The organism is Paraliobacillus sp. JSM ZJ581 (assembly GCF_044383835.1).
Taxonomy (GTDB): Bacteria; Bacillota; Bacilli; order Bacillales; family Amphibacillaceae; genus Paraliobacillus.
Map to the genome: position 1 here is coordinate 26,852 of NZ_JBISEP010000027.1, position 16,689 is coordinate 43,540.

General features: G+C 33.7%; 20 protein-coding genes. 5 read left to right on the top strand and 15 right to left on the bottom strand.

The features are described from left to right. Nucleotides 1-5: 5 nt before the first annotated feature. The 4 genes from ytpR to ACH6CY_RS13070 form a co-directional block, all read right to left on the bottom strand. The gene (gene ytpR / locus ACH6CY_RS13055) at nucleotides 6-611 is read right to left on the bottom strand and encodes a YtpR family tRNA-binding protein (protein WP_374067768.1); all 606 of its coding nucleotides are present in this window, start codon (nucleotides 609-611) and stop codon (nucleotides 6-8) included. Between the two features lies 1 nt (nucleotide 612). Continuing rightward, a complete protein-coding gene (locus ACH6CY_RS13060) occupies nucleotides 613-1,440 on the bottom strand; it encodes a DUF1444 domain-containing protein (RefSeq protein WP_374067769.1) in 828 nt (275 codons plus the stop codon). Between the two features lie 85 nt (nucleotides 1,441-1,525). Then, nucleotides 1,526-1,840 (bottom strand): thioredoxin family protein, encoded by a 315-nt coding sequence (locus ACH6CY_RS13065; protein ID WP_374067770.1) that lies wholly within the window; start codon nucleotides 1,838-1,840, stop codon nucleotides 1,526-1,528. 19 nt (nucleotides 1,841-1,859) lie between these two features. Further along, the gene (locus ACH6CY_RS13070) at nucleotides 1,860-2,900 is read right to left on the bottom strand and encodes a PTS sugar transporter subunit IIC (RefSeq protein WP_374067771.1); all 1,041 of its coding nucleotides are present in this window, start codon (nucleotides 2,898-2,900) and stop codon (nucleotides 1,860-1,862) included. Nucleotides 2,901-3,153: 253 nt separating this feature from the next. Here ACH6CY_RS13070 and ACH6CY_RS13075 point away from each other — a divergent pair, with 253 nt between their 5' ends. After that, nucleotides 3,154-3,666: a hypothetical protein gene (locus ACH6CY_RS13075; protein WP_374067772.1), complete on the top strand. Its 513-nt coding sequence runs from the start codon at nucleotides 3,154-3,156 to the stop codon at nucleotides 3,664-3,666. Nucleotides 3,667-3,779: 113 nt separating this feature from the next. On the opposite strand, the gene ACH6CY_RS13080 is transcribed toward ACH6CY_RS13075, so the two are convergent. From ACH6CY_RS13080 to ACH6CY_RS13090, 3 genes are all read right to left on the bottom strand, one after another. Beyond that, nucleotides 3,780-4,298 (bottom strand): hypothetical protein, encoded by a 519-nt coding sequence (locus tag ACH6CY_RS13080; RefSeq protein WP_374067773.1) that lies wholly within the window; start codon nucleotides 4,296-4,298, stop codon nucleotides 3,780-3,782. A gap of 132 nt (nucleotides 4,299-4,430) precedes the next feature. Continuing rightward, on the bottom strand, nucleotides 4,431-4,934 hold the full coding sequence (locus ACH6CY_RS13085) for a DUF84 family protein (RefSeq protein ID WP_374067774.1): 504 nt from the start codon (nucleotides 4,932-4,934) through the stop codon (nucleotides 4,431-4,433). A gap of 69 nt (nucleotides 4,935-5,003) precedes the next feature. Beyond that, complete coding sequence (locus tag ACH6CY_RS13090; protein ID WP_374067775.1) at nucleotides 5,004-6,071, bottom strand: M42 family metallopeptidase; 1,068 nt, start codon at nucleotides 6,069-6,071, stop codon at nucleotides 5,004-5,006. 195 nt (nucleotides 6,072-6,266) lie between these two features. Between ACH6CY_RS13090 and ACH6CY_RS13095 the strand changes: the two genes are divergently transcribed. Next, on the top strand, nucleotides 6,267-6,578 hold the full coding sequence (locus ACH6CY_RS13095) for a PepSY domain-containing protein (protein ID WP_374067776.1): 312 nt from the start codon (nucleotides 6,267-6,269) through the stop codon (nucleotides 6,576-6,578). Between the two features lie 82 nt (nucleotides 6,579-6,660). On the opposite strand, the gene trmB is transcribed toward ACH6CY_RS13095, so the two are convergent. Continuing rightward, a complete protein-coding gene (gene trmB / locus ACH6CY_RS13100) occupies nucleotides 6,661-7,299 on the bottom strand; it encodes a tRNA (guanosine(46)-N7)-methyltransferase TrmB (protein WP_374067777.1) in 639 nt (212 codons plus the stop codon). 95 nt (nucleotides 7,300-7,394) lie between these two features. On the opposite strand from trmB, the gene ACH6CY_RS13105 reads away from it, so the two are divergent. Then, on the top strand, nucleotides 7,395-7,679 hold the full coding sequence (locus tag ACH6CY_RS13105; RefSeq protein ID WP_374067778.1) for a YtzH-like family protein: 285 nt from the start codon (nucleotides 7,395-7,397) through the stop codon (nucleotides 7,677-7,679). Here ACH6CY_RS13105 and ACH6CY_RS13110 read toward each other — a convergent pair. The 4 genes from ACH6CY_RS13110 to ACH6CY_RS13125 form a co-directional block, all read right to left on the bottom strand. Continuing rightward, nucleotides 7,663-8,475, bottom strand: a complete 813-nt coding sequence (locus tag ACH6CY_RS13110; protein ID WP_374067779.1) for a phosphotransferase — start codon at nucleotides 8,473-8,475, stop codon at nucleotides 7,663-7,665. The two genes, ACH6CY_RS13105 and ACH6CY_RS13110, sit on opposite strands and share 17 nt — an antisense overlap. 94 nt (nucleotides 8,476-8,569) lie before the next feature. Next, nucleotides 8,570-9,487, bottom strand: a complete 918-nt coding sequence (locus ACH6CY_RS13115; RefSeq protein WP_374067780.1) for an NERD domain-containing protein — start codon at nucleotides 9,485-9,487, stop codon at nucleotides 8,570-8,572. A 57-nt stretch (nucleotides 9,488-9,544) separates the two neighbouring features. Next, nucleotides 9,545-10,111, bottom strand: coding sequence for an RNA 2',3'-cyclic phosphodiesterase (gene thpR, locus ACH6CY_RS13120; protein ID WP_374067781.1), 567 nt, complete (start codon nucleotides 10,109-10,111; stop codon nucleotides 9,545-9,547). A gap of 16 nt (nucleotides 10,112-10,127) precedes the next feature. Then, complete coding sequence (locus ACH6CY_RS13125; protein ID WP_374067782.1) at nucleotides 10,128-11,150, bottom strand: potassium channel family protein; 1,023 nt, start codon at nucleotides 11,148-11,150, stop codon at nucleotides 10,128-10,130. Between the two features lie 144 nt (nucleotides 11,151-11,294). Here ACH6CY_RS13125 and ACH6CY_RS13130 point away from each other — a divergent pair, with 144 nt between their 5' ends. Next, complete coding sequence (locus tag ACH6CY_RS13130; protein WP_374067783.1) at nucleotides 11,295-11,513, top strand: DeoR family transcriptional regulator; 219 nt, start codon at nucleotides 11,295-11,297, stop codon at nucleotides 11,511-11,513. 43 nt (nucleotides 11,514-11,556) lie between these two features. Here the strand turns inward: ACH6CY_RS13130 and ACH6CY_RS13135 are convergent, their stop codons facing one another. Both ACH6CY_RS13135 and ACH6CY_RS13140 read right to left on the bottom strand, forming a co-directional pair. Further along, complete coding sequence (locus ACH6CY_RS13135) at nucleotides 11,557-12,279, bottom strand: pseudouridine synthase (RefSeq protein ID WP_374067784.1); 723 nt, start codon at nucleotides 12,277-12,279, stop codon at nucleotides 11,557-11,559. Nucleotides 12,280-12,301: 22 nt separating this feature from the next. Continuing rightward, nucleotides 12,302-13,939, bottom strand: coding sequence for a putative polysaccharide biosynthesis protein (locus ACH6CY_RS13140; RefSeq protein ID WP_374067785.1), 1,638 nt, complete (start codon nucleotides 13,937-13,939; stop codon nucleotides 12,302-12,304). Nucleotides 13,940-14,117: 178 nt separating this feature from the next. Here ACH6CY_RS13140 and ACH6CY_RS13145 point away from each other — a divergent pair, with 178 nt between their 5' ends. Beyond that, nucleotides 14,118-15,377 carry a BaiN/RdsA family NAD(P)/FAD-dependent oxidoreductase gene (locus ACH6CY_RS13145; RefSeq protein ID WP_374067786.1) on the top strand — a complete coding sequence of 420 codons (1,260 nt, stop codon included), beginning with the start codon at nucleotides 14,118-14,120 and terminating at the stop codon, nucleotides 15,375-15,377. A 126-nt stretch (nucleotides 15,378-15,503) separates the two neighbouring features. Here ACH6CY_RS13145 and ACH6CY_RS13150 read toward each other — a convergent pair whose 3' ends face one another. Further along, the gene (locus ACH6CY_RS13150) at nucleotides 15,504-15,935 is read right to left on the bottom strand and encodes a transposase family protein (protein ID WP_374067787.1); all 432 of its coding nucleotides are present in this window, start codon (nucleotides 15,933-15,935) and stop codon (nucleotides 15,504-15,506) included. Nucleotides 15,936-16,689: the final 754 nt, after the last annotated feature.

Here is a 16,689-nt window from a genome sequence, read left to right on the forward strand (position 1 = left end):
TAATTTTAGTTTGATATAAAAGGATCTCCTGGATTAACGTCATTAGTCAACACATAAATCCCTTTTTCTTCTGGAGCATTCGGTAACCGTAGTTCTTTTTGGGAGCAAATCATGCCAAACGAATCAACACCTCTTAAGTTTGCTTCTTTTATTTCCATTCCGCTTGGCATTACAGCACCTACTTTTGCAACTACAACATGTTGACCTTTCTCCACATTCGGTGCACCACATACAATTTGAACTGTTTCTTGACCTATATTCACCTGACAAACACTTAGCTTATCAGCATTTTCATGTTGCTTTTTCTCTTCTACATAACCAACAACAAATTTTGGCGAAAGGTCGACATCTAAAACATCTGTTAAGCCATTCTTTTCAAAAATAGCATGCATCTGTTGAATTAATGTTTCTGTCACTTCTAGTTTGTTTGTCTGTATTTCCATATCATTTGATACATCAAAAATATTATATCCAAGCACTTCTTTTGTATTTCTATCCGTAATTTTAACAACATTACCAAATCGTTCTTGTTCTAACTCATATCGATCACCTTGTTTCAACATAATAATCAGGCAATCACCAATCCCTTGTTTATTATAGAAAACTTGCATCTTATTCATCCTTTTCTGCATCATTTTTCGGTGTTGGACGATTTTTTGCTAAAATGAATATCGGCTCTAATTTTTTATCCTCATAAATAAAAGATAAAGAAGTAATTGGTACGCGACCTTCAGCAAAAAATTTCATCGTCATTTGTGCTAAAATATCATAACCTGTGTCATTTTGAACATCAACAAGAATGAGTACATCTTGATGCGGCACCGCAACAGCAAGTTCACCTTTCGCATTGAAACGCATTTCTTCTAAAAATGCTTCATTCAATATACGGCTAGCATCATACCCATCATTTGTAGAAATGAAATAAAAATCATTTCCAGCTACTTGTTCTTGTTTAGGAGTAACATCTAATGACCGCAAATTAAAACTTGACACTTCTTTTAATCGGTCTAATGTCCAACCTTCTTCTTCAAGTAATGTTTGATCAATTAATTGATAGGTTTTTCCTAAATCGAGTGCATAATAAACCCGTGTCTCGGCAGTGTGTTCTGTAAACATTAGTGGAATACCAGATTTTGTTTCTGTTGGAAATGACGTAGAACGTATAACCGGAAAAACAGATTTTTCTTTTCCTTCTAATGTAGGAGACTGGTTCATGATCTTTAATGCTTCCGTAATATAATATACCAAATCATCTAGCGCTAGATTACCTTTTTGTTCATATTTAGCAATCACATTGGGTAATGTTACTGTAATTCCTTGATGCGTATCTCGCCATTCCACTCGATAAGTATCTTTATCTCGATTAAAAGATGTTCGCCACTCAGCACGATTTAATTGTTCATCTAGTATTCTTTTCAATTGTATGCTTGTCATTTTCATCGTTTGTTTCTCTCCCTAAAGAGAATGTTTTGTCACGTTAGCTATTCTAGCATGATTTACACATTGTTAAAAGAAAATATCTCTTTTATTGTAACTCATTTAAGAACGATTGGATTTCTTCTTTTGTCTTTTTATCTTTACTTACAAAACGTCCAATTTCTTCTCCATTTTCAAATGCTAAGAAACTTGGAATTCCAAATACATCATGAGCGATACATACATCTATAAATTGATCACGGTCAACATATATAAACTTAAAATTAGCAAATTCTTCTTCAATTTCCGGCATGAACGGTTCGATTAAACGACAATCTGGACACCAATCCGCTGAAAATAACAATACCGTCTTCCCTTCTGCTAAAATAGTTGTTAATTCTTGTTCTGTTTGTAATGTTTGCATAAAATTACCTCCTAGTAATTTACTCATAGTTAATTCGCATATCGCCAGGGCGGATCCAACCTTTTTTTCGCATATATTCAGATATTAATAAGCTAATAATAGCTGGACCAATGATATGTATTCCAAGAACCATCCAAAACACATCAATGCCAAAACCCATTGTATTAAACGCCATGATTTGCCCAACAAAACCTGCTGTACCCATTCCAGCACCTGAAGCATTATTTGTCATATCAAACCAAACAGAAGCAAATGGTGCCATGACAGCACCCGCTATTGTTGGAGGGATAATGATTAATGGCTTCTTTAAAATATTTGCAACTTGTAGCATAGATGTACCAATTCCTTGTGCTAATAATCCACCAACGCCATTATCGCGATAACTTGAAACTGCAAAACCAACCATTTGTGCAGCACAGCCTACTACGGCTGCACCTGCAGCTAAACCGTCTAATGACAACATTAATGATATAGCTACACTGGAAATTGGAGCAGTTAGAGCCCATCCCATTAATACGGCTACAATAATACCCATTATAAATGGTTGTTGTGATGTTGACCAATTTATCACACTACCAAGGCCTGTCATAAATGAATCAATTGGCGGCCCGATAAATTTACCAACGATATAACCAATCGTAATCGTTAATAAAGGTGTTAGTAAAATATCTATCTTTGTTTGTTTATAAATGATCTTACCAATCTCAGTAGCAAACAATGCGCTAATATAACTCCCAACAGGACCAGCTAGCTCGTATCCAAACGCGCCACTAAATAATGCCGAAAACATTACTAACGGTGCAGCCTTTAACCCATAGGCGATTGCTACACCAATCGCACCACCAACAATCTTATTATCCATTGCAAATGATCCAATTTCTATTAAAGATCTCGTTACGATTGTCGATCCTAACATCCCTTCTAATTGCGATCCTAATGTATTAATGATAAGTCCGATAATAAGAGAAGAAAATAACCCTAAAGCCATATAGCTTAATGCAGTAATAAAATACGCGTGAGCAGATAAATATACACCTTTTTTCTTTAAAAAGCTAACCATGCCTAAATCCCCCCTTTTCTTTGTTATATCTTACACAAACCTAGAAACAAACTCAAGAACCAGATTGTCAATAAAAAGCATGTTTTTTTAAAAAAACGAAACCATTTTTCGGGAAATTACGTATGTATTAGTAAATACAATGATAGACATGAGCATATCCAATGATTTTGTAAAGCCTAATAAAATATGACAAATCATTTTTTACATTACAGTAACGTTAAAAATTACTAAACATTTTAAGGAGATGGTTATCGTGAAGAAAATTTTTGCAATTACTTTTGCTACTGTTCTTTTTTTTAGTGGGTGTGCCAATGTAGATCAAGGTAGAATACAAAAAAATAACGTAAACTCTAATATAAGCGAATTAACTACAGCGGAACAAAATTATGTGACTTCAGTACAAGAGATATTCACTACAATTATAGAAGAAATGAATAATATTACTTCAGAGCTCAACAAAGCAACAAACGCCCCTTCATTATATCGGAATGATGAATGGAAATCGGATATAGAGGAAGGATTCAAAATGGCAGATAAGATGGCTGAACAACTAGAGAAGTTAGAAGAAATGAATCATGTACCATCAAGCTTCCGATCAGAGCATAACGTAGCATTAGATACAATTATTCTTATTGTTGATGCGGGAAAGAAAATTATCGATGGTATCAATGAAATAAATCCAAGAACAATTAGAGAAGGAGCAAGTATAATACAAGATAGTATCGATTTCATTCATAATGTGAACAATAAGTTAGTGCAAGAATAAGATGCTAAAACACGAAAAGTAATCCGTTTTTCACAATTCAATTTATACCTTGTTGACAAAAAAATGATCATAAATAAGCCTGAAAGATTTATTGAATCCTTCAGGCCTTTGATTTATTCATTTTGAGACGTATATGCAATGGAATTTGCCATTTTCATCATCTTTTCTGTATCTTCTTCGATATTTCGTAGTGTCGTTTGTGTCGTTACTTTTACGCCGCCAATACCTATTTGCAACTCATAATCCTTCTCAAGCTTAGCAACTTTCACATAACCGAAACGTTCATTATCTTCAAACGATTGCAATAATTGATCGTTTCCATTTGCCTCGGCTGCTTGAAAGTTTAACTTGCTAGTTGTCTCTTCCAATGCATTATAAAAGAAAATGAATGTTTGGTTACCATTCTCAAGTATAAGATTACTTTTTGAAACTTCCGTCACTTCGAAATCGTTTGGAACATACAAACTAATGTTTTCATGAGTTTGGTTTGCTTCCAGTGGTTTTTTTTCAAATTCATTTTTTGCAATACTTTCTACAGATGTCAGTGCCTCTTCTTCTGAAGGAGAGCATCCCACTAAGATAAATAATGCTATGACAAACACTATATGTAATATTTTTATTATTCTTGTCATATTTTCTTCCTCCTTACTCAATCTTAAGGCCACTTCTATCATACTATGAATTCTAAATTTGACAAGGATTGATTTATCATGTCACATAAAATTCATTTTTTCTTCAAAACAAGAAAATAACAGAGGGAAGAATTATTTATTCGCAAATGTATATTGCCCTTTCAGCAAATAAACAATGTGTATGAACATGTCTTTCCGTGAAATATATTGGTTAGTAAAGATTCCAATTGCACCTTCTTTTTTGCTCACATCTTTCTTTCTCGCATAATGCTCCATCACTAGACCTAGCTCATATCCCTTGTTCAGATATATTGATACTTCTTCAGGTAAAGGAATGCGTGCACCACTAGCAACGTATATTTCACCTGTCTTATCAACCAATGCACCCCAATTGCAAAGGAATAATTGATTGTTATAACCAGTAACACCACCTTCTAATCCAATTCCTAAGCTTGCATTTTCATAAGCAATCGCATGTTTCGCTCGGTTTTTAGCACCTAGTAATGTTTCTTCATCAGAAAAAGGTTGTGCAGACACACCTGATAACACATCCATCGCAATCACGTTTGCATCTTGAAATACTGCTTTAACTGCTTCTATTTTCGTTGGATTATGTGAGCCTATCACGATTTCCATTTAATTGACCTCACTTTTGCTATTTCAATTGCTTGTTTCTAACGGACTAACAAATTTATATTACGATAGTTACGCATTCTCTTTGATTTGCTTAACCGTATTTGCATCGGTTTGTTTGACTAATTCAACAATCAAAGCTTTTGCTGCTGCATAATCATCCACATGGATAATTGATCCATGTGTATGTATGTAACGAGATGCAATACCGACAACTGCAGACGGTACACCTTGATTAGATAAATGCACTCGTCCTGCATCTGTTCCACCTTGAGAAATAAAGTATTGATAAGGAATATTATTAGATTCTGCTGTATCAAGTACAAAATCACGCATACCACGATGTGTAATCATCGATCGATCGAAAATACGCAATAGTGCTCCTTTACCTAACTGACCAAATGCTTTGTCTTCACCTGACATATCATTTGCTGGTGATGCATCTAATGCGTAAAAAATATCTGGTTGAATCTTATTTGCTGCTACTTGCGCACCTCGAAGTCCAACTTCTTCTTGAACCGTTGCGCCAGAGAATAGTTGATTAGGTATAATTTCGCCCTGTAGTTCCTTTAATAGTTCAATCGCCAAGCCACATCCATATCGATTATCCCATGCTTTAGCTAAAACTTTCTTCTTATTTGCCATCGGTGTAAAAGGTGTAACAGGTACAATTTGTTGCCCAGGCTTTATACCTATTTGTTTCGCATTTTCTTCATCGTCAGCACCAATATCAATAAGCATGTTTTTTAATTCCATCGGCCTTTTACGCTGCTCCTCTGTTAAATTATGCGGTGGGATAGAAGCAATCACACCGATAACAGGACCGTTGTCAGTCATTATTTGAACGCGTTGAGCTAGAAGTACTTGAGACCACCATCCACCTAACGTTTGAAAACGAAGCATTCCGTTTTTAGTAATCTGCGTTACCATAAAGCCAACTTCATCCATATGACCAGCAACCATTACTTTAGGCCCGGTTCCACGCCTTACTCCAAAAATGCCTCCTAAGTTATCTTGAATGATTTCATCCGTGTATTTGGATATTTCTTTTTTCATAAAATCTCTAACTAAATGCTCATTCCCTGGTGCACCTTGTAATTCTGTTAATGTTTTAAATAATTGAAGTGTTTCCTTTTTCATATGTAAGACCCCCAGTTTATATACACTACTTATCATTGTAACGAACAATTATCTGTGATTCCACTTTTTCTACATATAAAATTCTAACTCCAACATTGTTTATATCATAATGATTCGGTATAAACTACAAATGTATGTTATACTCTGTTTAGAAATTGTATTCATCAACATATAAAACACATACGAGGTGAAAAAATGAATTGGAAAAAACTTTTATGTGCCGCTGGCGCTGGTGCACTTCTCGGATATGCCATACGGGATCAATTATCACAAAAACTGATCAAACCAGAAAATGCTTTAAAATTAGCAAAAGAAGCATTCAAACAACACGGACCAGTTAGTGGTTCATGGATTTACATGAAGCCTGAAGAAGTAACTAAAAACAGCTTAACTTATACCATTTATCGTGGAGGAGTAACTCGTACGATTGATGATACGAATATCCAATATGAATTTTATGTAGACGCTAATACGGGATCCATTATCGACGTAACTGAAACAACATAATAATAAAAAGACAGTACGAGATATAAACATATCCAACTACAAATGGATATACTCATATTAGCACTGTCTTTCTTTTTGTTTTTTAACGAAAAACTGCTCTGCAGCGATAAATTGGTTGTCCTTTAGCAGAAAACTTTTCTTCATATTCTGTTTGAACATTAGTTGGATCGTCGAACTCATGTAAGTCTAACACTACTTCTTTAAGTTCCATATCAAATTGTGAAAAGCTAACTAAAGAATACTCAAATAAGTGTTTATTGTCTGTTTTCAAAATTATTTCGCCGTCAGGCTTTAAAATTTGTTTATATAATTCAAGAAATGATTTATACGTTAAACGACGTTTTTCATGCTTGTTCTTCGGCCATGGATCAGAGAAGTTCAAATATATTTTATCTACTTCATTTTCTTCAAAAATCTCCAATAAGCTTTGCGCATTTTCGTTTATAAAACAAACGTTATTTAGATTTTCTTCTATACCTTTTTGAACAGCACTAACTATAATACTTTTTGCAATTTCCATACCAATAAAGTTTATGTTAGGGAACTGTCTAGCCATTCCTATTATAAATTGACCTTTTCCAGTTCCTATCTCCAAATGGATTGGAGAACTTGAGTCGAAAAGGGATTTCCATTTACCTTTATGAGCGATTGGATCCAACCTTACCAGATGATCATTCTCTTTTAAAAATTCATCTGCCCATGGTTTATTTCTAGCACGCATAATCTGTCTCCTTTTTGATCCAATATTTTTAGTCAAAATTGACAAGTATAATTTGTTTGAAACAACAAAATATATAGCTAAGGCGGTGATGACCAATGACTTTAAATGCTTATAATCAATTAAATCTCTTATCTGATTTGTTAAGTGAACAGGCAGAAGATTGTTGTGGCAGTATTTCTGAATACCAACAAATCAAACGTTTAGTTCAATCATTGATGGCAAATGAAGCCGTTGATGATGAGTATTTAATGCAAGTATTACCAGAAATATACAACTATGGTCGTCAAGGTGAAATTGCTCAAAATTTAGAGCAGCACATCTCAACTAACCAAGAGAACATCAACACTTGGCTACAGCATATTCCTACTTCTTATAACTAACCGCACGATTAAGAAGTCGCTCAAGCTCTTCTAGTTGCTTAGCGGCTTCTGATACTTTATTCGCTCTATAATTGTTTATATATACGTCTAACACTTCTATAATCATATACCAATGCATACGAATAAAAAGGTTATTTTCATTTACAATGCCATAATTATAAAGCCACTGCTCCCAATCTGATTCAGGTATATACCAATGCAACAACATTCCTAAATCTAAGGCAGGATCACCGATTTGCGCATTATCCCAATCAATTAAATACAATTGTCCAACATCTGAAACTAACCAATTATTATGATTCAAATCACAATGACATACCATTTTTTTAATGTGAAATAAATGTTTCATATTGTTAGTTAAGTATGATAAGGATTGATGAATAATCAAAGGAACCACATTTTGTGAAATCTCTGCTATTTTTTTCGCTACATTATTATACATAATAGTAGGATCAATTGGTTTTTTTCCCATTCTAGTCAACATATCTAATAATTCTGTTGAATGATGGATGGTGCTTAACAAGTTTGCTACTGTAGGGTGTTGCATTTCTTCTGGATTTAACTCTTTTCCTTCAAGCCATTCTTGTGCTGTAATTACATCTCCATTTTCCAAGCGTTTTGTCCAGACCAGTTTCGGAACAATGCCTTGTGCAGATAAAACCGCTAGAAATGGTGAAGAATTACGTTTAAGAAAAAGACGCTTATTCTCATTTTGTGCATAATATGCCTCGCCAGTAGATCCGCCAGCTGAAGCAATAATCCATTCTTCTCCAAGAATATCGTACACGTCTTTCACCTACCATTCTCTTCATTCTTTTCTTCACGTTCAAAAAAAGACGTTAATTTAAGATTAACTCATATTAGGGGAAAAGATCAAGAACTAAATATATTTAATGCGCAGAAAAATCATCCATTTCTTGACGTTCCCATTCTGGACGTTGTATAGAAACTGTATCACAATGTTGCAATATCGCTTCTGCAATTTTAAGCTGATTATACTTTAAAGGAGAAATTAATTCCCTTTGATCTTTCAACCACTGTTGGTGTTGTTCCACACCAATAATTTTTGTTAAATAGGGCTCGCTTTTATATTCAATCACATTAGTTCTAGATAATACTATCTTTCGAAATGGAATCGTTTGATTCATTGTTGCTAAAATACTTTTAATTACTGTCTCTGTTCTTTTTAATGAAAGGATTGGGCTTAAAAATTTCGTTTGTATAGCATTTTCTTCTGTATACCATGTACGATCATCACCAACAATGATTTTATATGATGAGGGTCGTTCAATTATTGTGATAATATCAATGCCAATTGGTGTGATTAAAATAATTTCACCATCAATGGAAGCATTTTTAAATTGAAATACCGGATTATACAACAGCAAGAAAGTATCAGGAAATCGTTGTAAAAAATAGCGCAAAGTTAAATTTTCATAATAAATCCGATCTAAAAATGACATTTCATTCATCGTAGTTGACGCCCACTTTAATTGAAAAGGCAGTAATGTATCTAGAAAGTACTGTTTTAAATCATCTTTCGTCTTAGGCAATGCAAACGAATCATCTTCAGGTTCTAAATCATCTTCTTTCCCTTGGAAAATTTTCCTCCATTTGGGCATAGAAGCTTGTTCCCCCTCTTTTTCACCCACTATTTCATTGTTTAATCCTGCTTCTTTCTGGAATTCCCATGTTTGAATTAATTTTTTCCAATTTTCCTGTTTCAAACGAATAAACTGCCCTGGATAATGGAATGGATCTTTTTCATATCGAGAAATATAATTTTCCAATTTAATTAATTGTGCCATACATACACCGCCTCTATTTTACTAGAAAGGAAATAGTTAACATGATTATTCATTTAATTACAACAACTTAAATTTTTGAATAGATTTGTACATCGGTTTTTCATTTGGTTCAATTTGATAGAGTTTAAACGTATCAACTGTTAATAATTGCTTCTCATTTATTTGTTTATTCATTCGATTCCAATCTTGTTGATCTAGATGACCTGTTCTCCATTTTTTAACTAAAGTAATATGTGGCTGATAGAATTTGTTTTCTTTTGGAAAACCAATTTTTTCTGTTATCGATTCGATTTGTTGAAACAAATCAATTAAATGATTATTTAGAGCTACCCGTAACCATAAAACTCTTGGTTGGGTTGGCGAGCCGAAATGACCTATTGATCCAATAGAAAGATGAAATGATTCATTATTTTTTAATTGTTGTAATTGATTAATCATTCTCTGTTTCTTTTGTATAGAAGCAGGTCCTAAAAATTTTATTGTAATATGAAAATCAGCAAAATCAACATGGTGTTTATACGAAAGTTTACTAAGTTGAAGTAATTGTTGTTGCTGCTCTTTCACCCATAATTTCAATTGGTCTGGAATAGAAATAGCTAAAAAATAATGCGAATCATACACCATCATCAATGTCTCCTAATCAATTGTATATGTTATTTTTAATTTTTTCTATTGTATGCTTGTCGCAAATCACATATAACTGTGCCTGTTCAGGTAACGGATTGGTTAGTTTGCGATTAATGCTTAAATCATCTCCATCAGCTACTAATGTAGCACCATGATCTAATAATTCTTCAAAGGCATCTCGATATGTCCTCCATTTACTTGATGAAGGAATATAAAACAAATCTTCTCCATGCGTTCTTCTTAACAGTTGATTATAAACACTTGATATCCCTTTCCGAAACGCAGAGCGCACAAATAAAGAGGATACCGTTTCAGTTGAGATAATAAATTCATCGACATTCATGTAAGTGAAATTCTTCAAGTGTTCTTCATCCATCACTTCAACAATCGTATGTACTTCAGGGGCAATGGATTCAATAGCTGATGCGATTAATAATGTTTTTCCATCTGTTAATTGATCGTCTTCAATCATATCATCAGCAAATACTAATACAGATTGAGCTTTATGAATATTTGCCTTCTCTAACGTTACTGTTTCGGAAGCATTTCCTCGTATATAATGAATATTTTCAGACAAAACCGGCGCTTTTTCTAGATCATCTATCACAACAATTTCAATATCATTTGTCGTATCTAACATTTCCTTAATTGCAAATGATGCTTTTTTTGACCAGCCAATAATGATATAGTGTCCTTGTTCTTTATACATAATATCCCCCGCTTCTTTTTTACGTCGAAATGATGCTAAACCATCAACAACTTTTCCAATTACAACTCCTATTAACCCAATGCCAAATATGTATAAGAATATTGCAATTAATCTGCCGCCTAATGTAATTGGGGAGTAATCACCATACCCCACTGTTGTTACTGTAGTCATTACCCACCAAAATCCATCAAAAACCGTAGGGAAAGTTTCATTTTCTACAACAGAAATGAGATAAGAGCTAATTAATACTAATAACACGCTAGTTGAAAAAATAATACTATTTTGAATTTTAATCATTTTTCCAATTATTTTACGTATAACATACATAGAAGAGTCCCTCCCTTGCAAAATGTTAAAAAATTATTACATCTATTTTATGACTAGTCATATTTCTTAAAAAAGTGTAAAATGTAGATAACTTCAAGATTCAGCATCACCACAAGTTATATGACATCATTAAGGAGTGGTTTTTTGAATCAATCAACAACCCGCATGCTCACACGTGTAAAGGCAATGTACTTATTTATTAGAGAAAACGGGCCTGTATCGACATTAGAAATTGCCGAAGAATTTGGCATTACTGATCGTACAGTCCAAAGAGACCTAAATGTGTTAGAGTATAACGGCCTAGTTAAGAGTCCGAGTCGGGGAAGGTGGAAAGTTACCAATAAGAAAGTAAAGATTTCTTGAGTTATTTTATATACAATTGCTGACTAGTATCAGATCTGTCAGCTTATTTTTTTGCTTCAAGATGTTGAAGATAATGTATTTCTTTCTCATCTAATTCACGATATTCCCCTTTTTCCAGTTGATTATCTAAATACCAATCTCCCATCGCCATTCGTTTTAAGTAAATAACAGTTTTATCAACTGCAGCAAACATTCGCTTAACCTGATGATATTTCCCTTCTGTAATCGTAACATAAATTTCCGACTCTACATCACTAATAATAATTTCTAATCGTGCTGATTTAGTCACATAACCATCATCTAAACGAACGCCTTGTTTAAAAGTAAGAACATCTTCTTCTGTTACTTTTCCATCTATTCTAGCATAGTATGTTTTACCAATATCCTTCTTAGGAGACAACAGTTGATGAGCTAACTTCCCATCATTTGTTATTAATAACAAGCCTTCTGTATCTTTATCCAATCGACCTACTGGAAAAGGCTCACGTAATTGATCCAATGGTTCCAATAAATCAATAACAGTCTCTTCTCGATTGTCTTCCGTAGCGGTAATAACCCCTGCTGGTTTGTGAAGCATGAAATATACAAAAGGTTTATATATCACTTGCTCTCCAAAAACAGTAATAAAATCATTAATAGGATCTATATGTGTTTTACCATTTTTAATCATACAATTATTATTTTGAACAGCTCCTTGTTTAAGTAGCTGCTTGACCTCTTTTCTACTTCCATACCCCTCATTTGCTAATAATTTGTCAATCCGCATGTTTACTTTACCCTTTCTAAAACTATTTTCTCTGAAATAATTTATCTATGATTCGAACTCTTCCACCTAATACGCGCTCTAATAATGTTGAGCTATAACTTAAAAATAAGTATAACCCAGCCCCAATAGTTACTGAAACTACAAGTATAAGAATATTTGCCAGTCTACCATCCGTATAAGTGATCCAGAAGCCAAGTACCCATTTAGATAAAGCAACTGCTCCCCCCATCAATGTAGTGAAAATTCCAATTAGCATGGTTCTTTTTACTAATTGTCGTAATGAAAAGTCAATCGATTTTTTAATTCTCATAATATTTAATAAGACTGTAGTAAATGATGCAAGCATTGTTGAGACGACAGCACCATGTGGGCCAATCAGATGCATCAATGGTATGATTAATAATCCTTTTAAAAATAATCCGGCAATTAAGCTAGTCACCGCATACCGCTGTTGATTAATCGCTTGTAAAATAGATGATGTTACTGTAAACAAGGCGAAAAATAGTGCAGTCGGAGCATACCACCGTAATAATGAACCATTTAGATCGATATATTCCCCCACTCCATAAAAAGCTCCCCAAATTTCATAGGATAAAATTGACATGCCTACAACTGCTGGAACAATTAACAACATGATTATTTGTAATGACTGATTAATTTGTCCAAATAATTGTGCTTTATTTCGATCTACAAATGTTTTTGTTAATGTTGGTAGAGTTGCTAAAGATAATCCTGTAGCTAATGTAATTGGAATCATCACTAATTTATGACCATATAAAATAATATTTGATAGCGCACTATCTATAAATGCACTACTTTCATAGCCAATAGATAATAAGGTTCGTTCAAATGTAATCGAGTCTATTTGTTGATATAAAGGAATAGCTAAACCGACTATTACAAACGGTCCTGCGTAGCGAAATAATTCTTTAATTAATGCACTCGTCTTAATATCGTACGTTTCTACTTGTTGATGCATGGCACGATCTAAGTAAACTTTTCTTTTTTTCCAATATACAAACAGTACTATCGCTGAAGCAATCGCACCGATAAATGCTGAAAATGTTGCAAATCCAACCGCCAAGGTAATATACGTATCATTGATAAAATGAATGATAATAAACACAGACCCAAGTAAAAACACAATTCGTACAATTTGCTCAACCACTTGTGAAATAGCAGTCGGCCCCATTGATTCATGTCCCTGAAAAAAACCTCTAGTAATACTCATCGCTGGAATAACTAATAATGCAAAGCTAATCATTTTAAAAACCATCGAAACGTCATCTTCCGTTATTCCTTGCGCATTTGTTGGTATGTATAATTTAGCTAATAAATCTGATCCAAAAAACATCGTTAAAAAAGCGATAAAACCTGTAAATAGCATAAAGCGAAATGCTACCCTATACATTTTTCTACTTGTGTAATAATCACCTAATGAATTGTATTTCGCTACAAATTTTGACACTGCAAGAGGAATACCTACAGCAGACAAACTAATAAAGATAGTATACGGTCCATAAGCTAAGCCATAAAGCTTTCCACCAGTAGCTCCTACTAAACTTTCAAATGGAATCGTATAAATCATCCCGATAAATTTAGAAAAAAACGTTGCTCCTGTTAATAACAACGTCCCCCGTAAAATTGTTGATTTAGACATATTTTCACCTTAATCCTTTAATTGATCCAATGATTATTATTTTATCATACATATTTAGTTTTTATATTACATTTTATTATTACATTTTTACTGAAAGTTCACAAATATATCTTTTTCATATATGATGAAATATGATTAACACAAAAATAATTACTGTAATATAGGAAGGATGAACATATTGACTTATCAAGTAATCGTTATTGGTGGGGGGCCATCAGGTCTAATGGCAGCAATAGCTGCTGCTGAACAAGGTGCTTCTACTTTATTAATAGAAAAAGGGGATAAATTAGGAAAAAAACTTGCTATTTCAGGTGGGGGAAGATGCAACGTTACCAATCGCCTTCCTAAAGACGAATTAATTAAACACATTCCAGGTAATGGTCGATTTTTATATAGTGCACTTTCTATCTTTAATAATTATGACATCATTGATTTTTTCGAAAACTTAGGTGTTGCTTTAAAAGAAGAAGATCATGGTAGAATGTTTCCAGTCAGTAATCAAGCAAAAGATGTAGTCAATGCTTTATTAGATCGCCTTCAAACACTTCATGTGACTGTTCGAAAAAAAACTACTGTAGAAGCAATAAATTACCAAACAAATGATCATATCATTATTTTAAACGATGGCGAAAAAATCACAACTAAATCGGTAATTATAGCTGTTGGTGGTAAAGCCGTACCTTACACTGGCTCTACTGGAGATGGATATAAATGGGCTAAAATGGCTGGACACACGATTACTGATCTATACCCAACAGAAGTACCTTTGCTTTCTAATGAATTGTTTATTAAAAATAAACAATTACAAGGGTTAGCCTTACGAGATATTGGCTTATCTGTTCTAAATAAAAAAGGAAAGAAAATCATTACGCATAAAATGGACATGCTATTTACACACTTTGGTGTATCAGGACCTGCAGTGCTACGTTGCTCCCAATACGTTGTGAAAGAATTAAGAAAAGGTGAAACAATTGTACCGATGCAAATTGATTGTTTTCCTAATAAAACAGAAGAACAACTATTAGAGGAAATAAATCATTCTATTACATCTAATCCGAAAAGAACATTTCATAATGTTGTTAAAGGGATGATTCCAGAAAGATATATATCATTTTTATTAGGGAAAAATGATATTTCAGATACAATAAAATGCGCTAATATTTCCTGGGAAATGCGAACGAAATTTGTTCATGATTTAAAATCCTTTACATTTAATGTCTATGGGTCACAGCCAATTGAAAAGGCATTTGTAACAGGTGGTGGTGTTTCTATTAAAGAAATCGTTCCTAATTCAATGCAGTCTAAAAAAATGAATCGACTATATTTTTGTGGTGAAATTCTAGATATTCATGGCTACACTGGGGGTTACAACATTACTTCTGCTTTAGTAACAGGGCGTATTGCAGGAATGAATGCTGCTTGGGAAGCACTTAGTTAAAGGAATAATTTAACAAAAAAGTGCTTCTAGAAATAAATGAAGATTCAAAATTTCTAGTATTGCTACTTATTCTTGTTTTCTTATTAATCCATTACTAATTAAACTAAATAAATAGTTCTATAGATTTTACATCAAATGACATTGGTAAAGCACATAGTCAACTGAAATATTATTCGTTCGTAGCCTTGAATCATAGGCTAACATTTCTTGAACAATAGATGCCTCTAATCGTTGATCAAACAAACGATAATAGGTGTAATTGATATAAGGGGTAGTTCGGTTTCTTTCTTGAGTAACAGCCTCCAATCTATTCGCATATTTAAATTCATCAAAAAAAAGGTGATTTAGGAATGTTTGACAATAATGTTTATAGGCTTTCACATCTTCATTCATAATACGTTGTATCGTTGTGTCAGATACACTGCAATCTTTTGAAATACTTTTAATCGACTGCTCCTCTACTGTTTTAATTGGGATATGTGTTTTGGTGTTCCCTGAAATAAAACAATGTGGTTTGCACGAACAAATTGAACATGGTATACCATGATGTTCCCCCATCGTAACGGCATTCTACATGATGTGAATATTTTTATCTTGAATACCTAACAGTTTCTTTATATCATTAGACATAGACATGTGAGTTCCCTCCTAGGATTGGTTTTCGTCTACTTTTATTCTACAGGGGAACTCACTTGTTTTCTATGTTTAAAAGCAAAATCTATGATGAAAAAATTCTCAAAAACATACATCTAAGGGTAAAAGGCACAGAGCTGTGTTTTGCAAATCAGATTGTTAGAAGATTGCAATCAGAAAGTGAGAATGCTGCAACTTGACACTGAGCCTCTGTAAGCATGAATAATTAGCCAAGAAGCCGGCTATATAAAGGCTTGGCTAACTTACAAGGGTATCATGCTCACTTCTCCGTATAAAGTTGCAACACCTTAATCTCATTGCAATATTCATAACTTTTACTTTGCATTAAACAAGAGCGGGAGAAATAGGCGAGACTCCTCGAAAATATAGGACCATTTTCTTCGTCCAACGCGTTGCTGCCGTAGCATTCTTTGTTCTGCAGGAACAGCACGAGCTGAAGATCCTCTTGATAAAAATGTAATAAAAGAGATGGTGGAGTGAAAACCATACCACCACATTTGACAGAGAACCAAAGTTCAGTAACGTCATTTATTGTACAACCAAAAAAACCTTTGAATTTATTTCAAAGGTTTTTCTGGTTGCCTAGCGACGTCCTACTCTTGCAGGGGCAAGGCCCCAACTACCATCGGCGCTGAAGAGCTTAACTACTGTGTTCGGC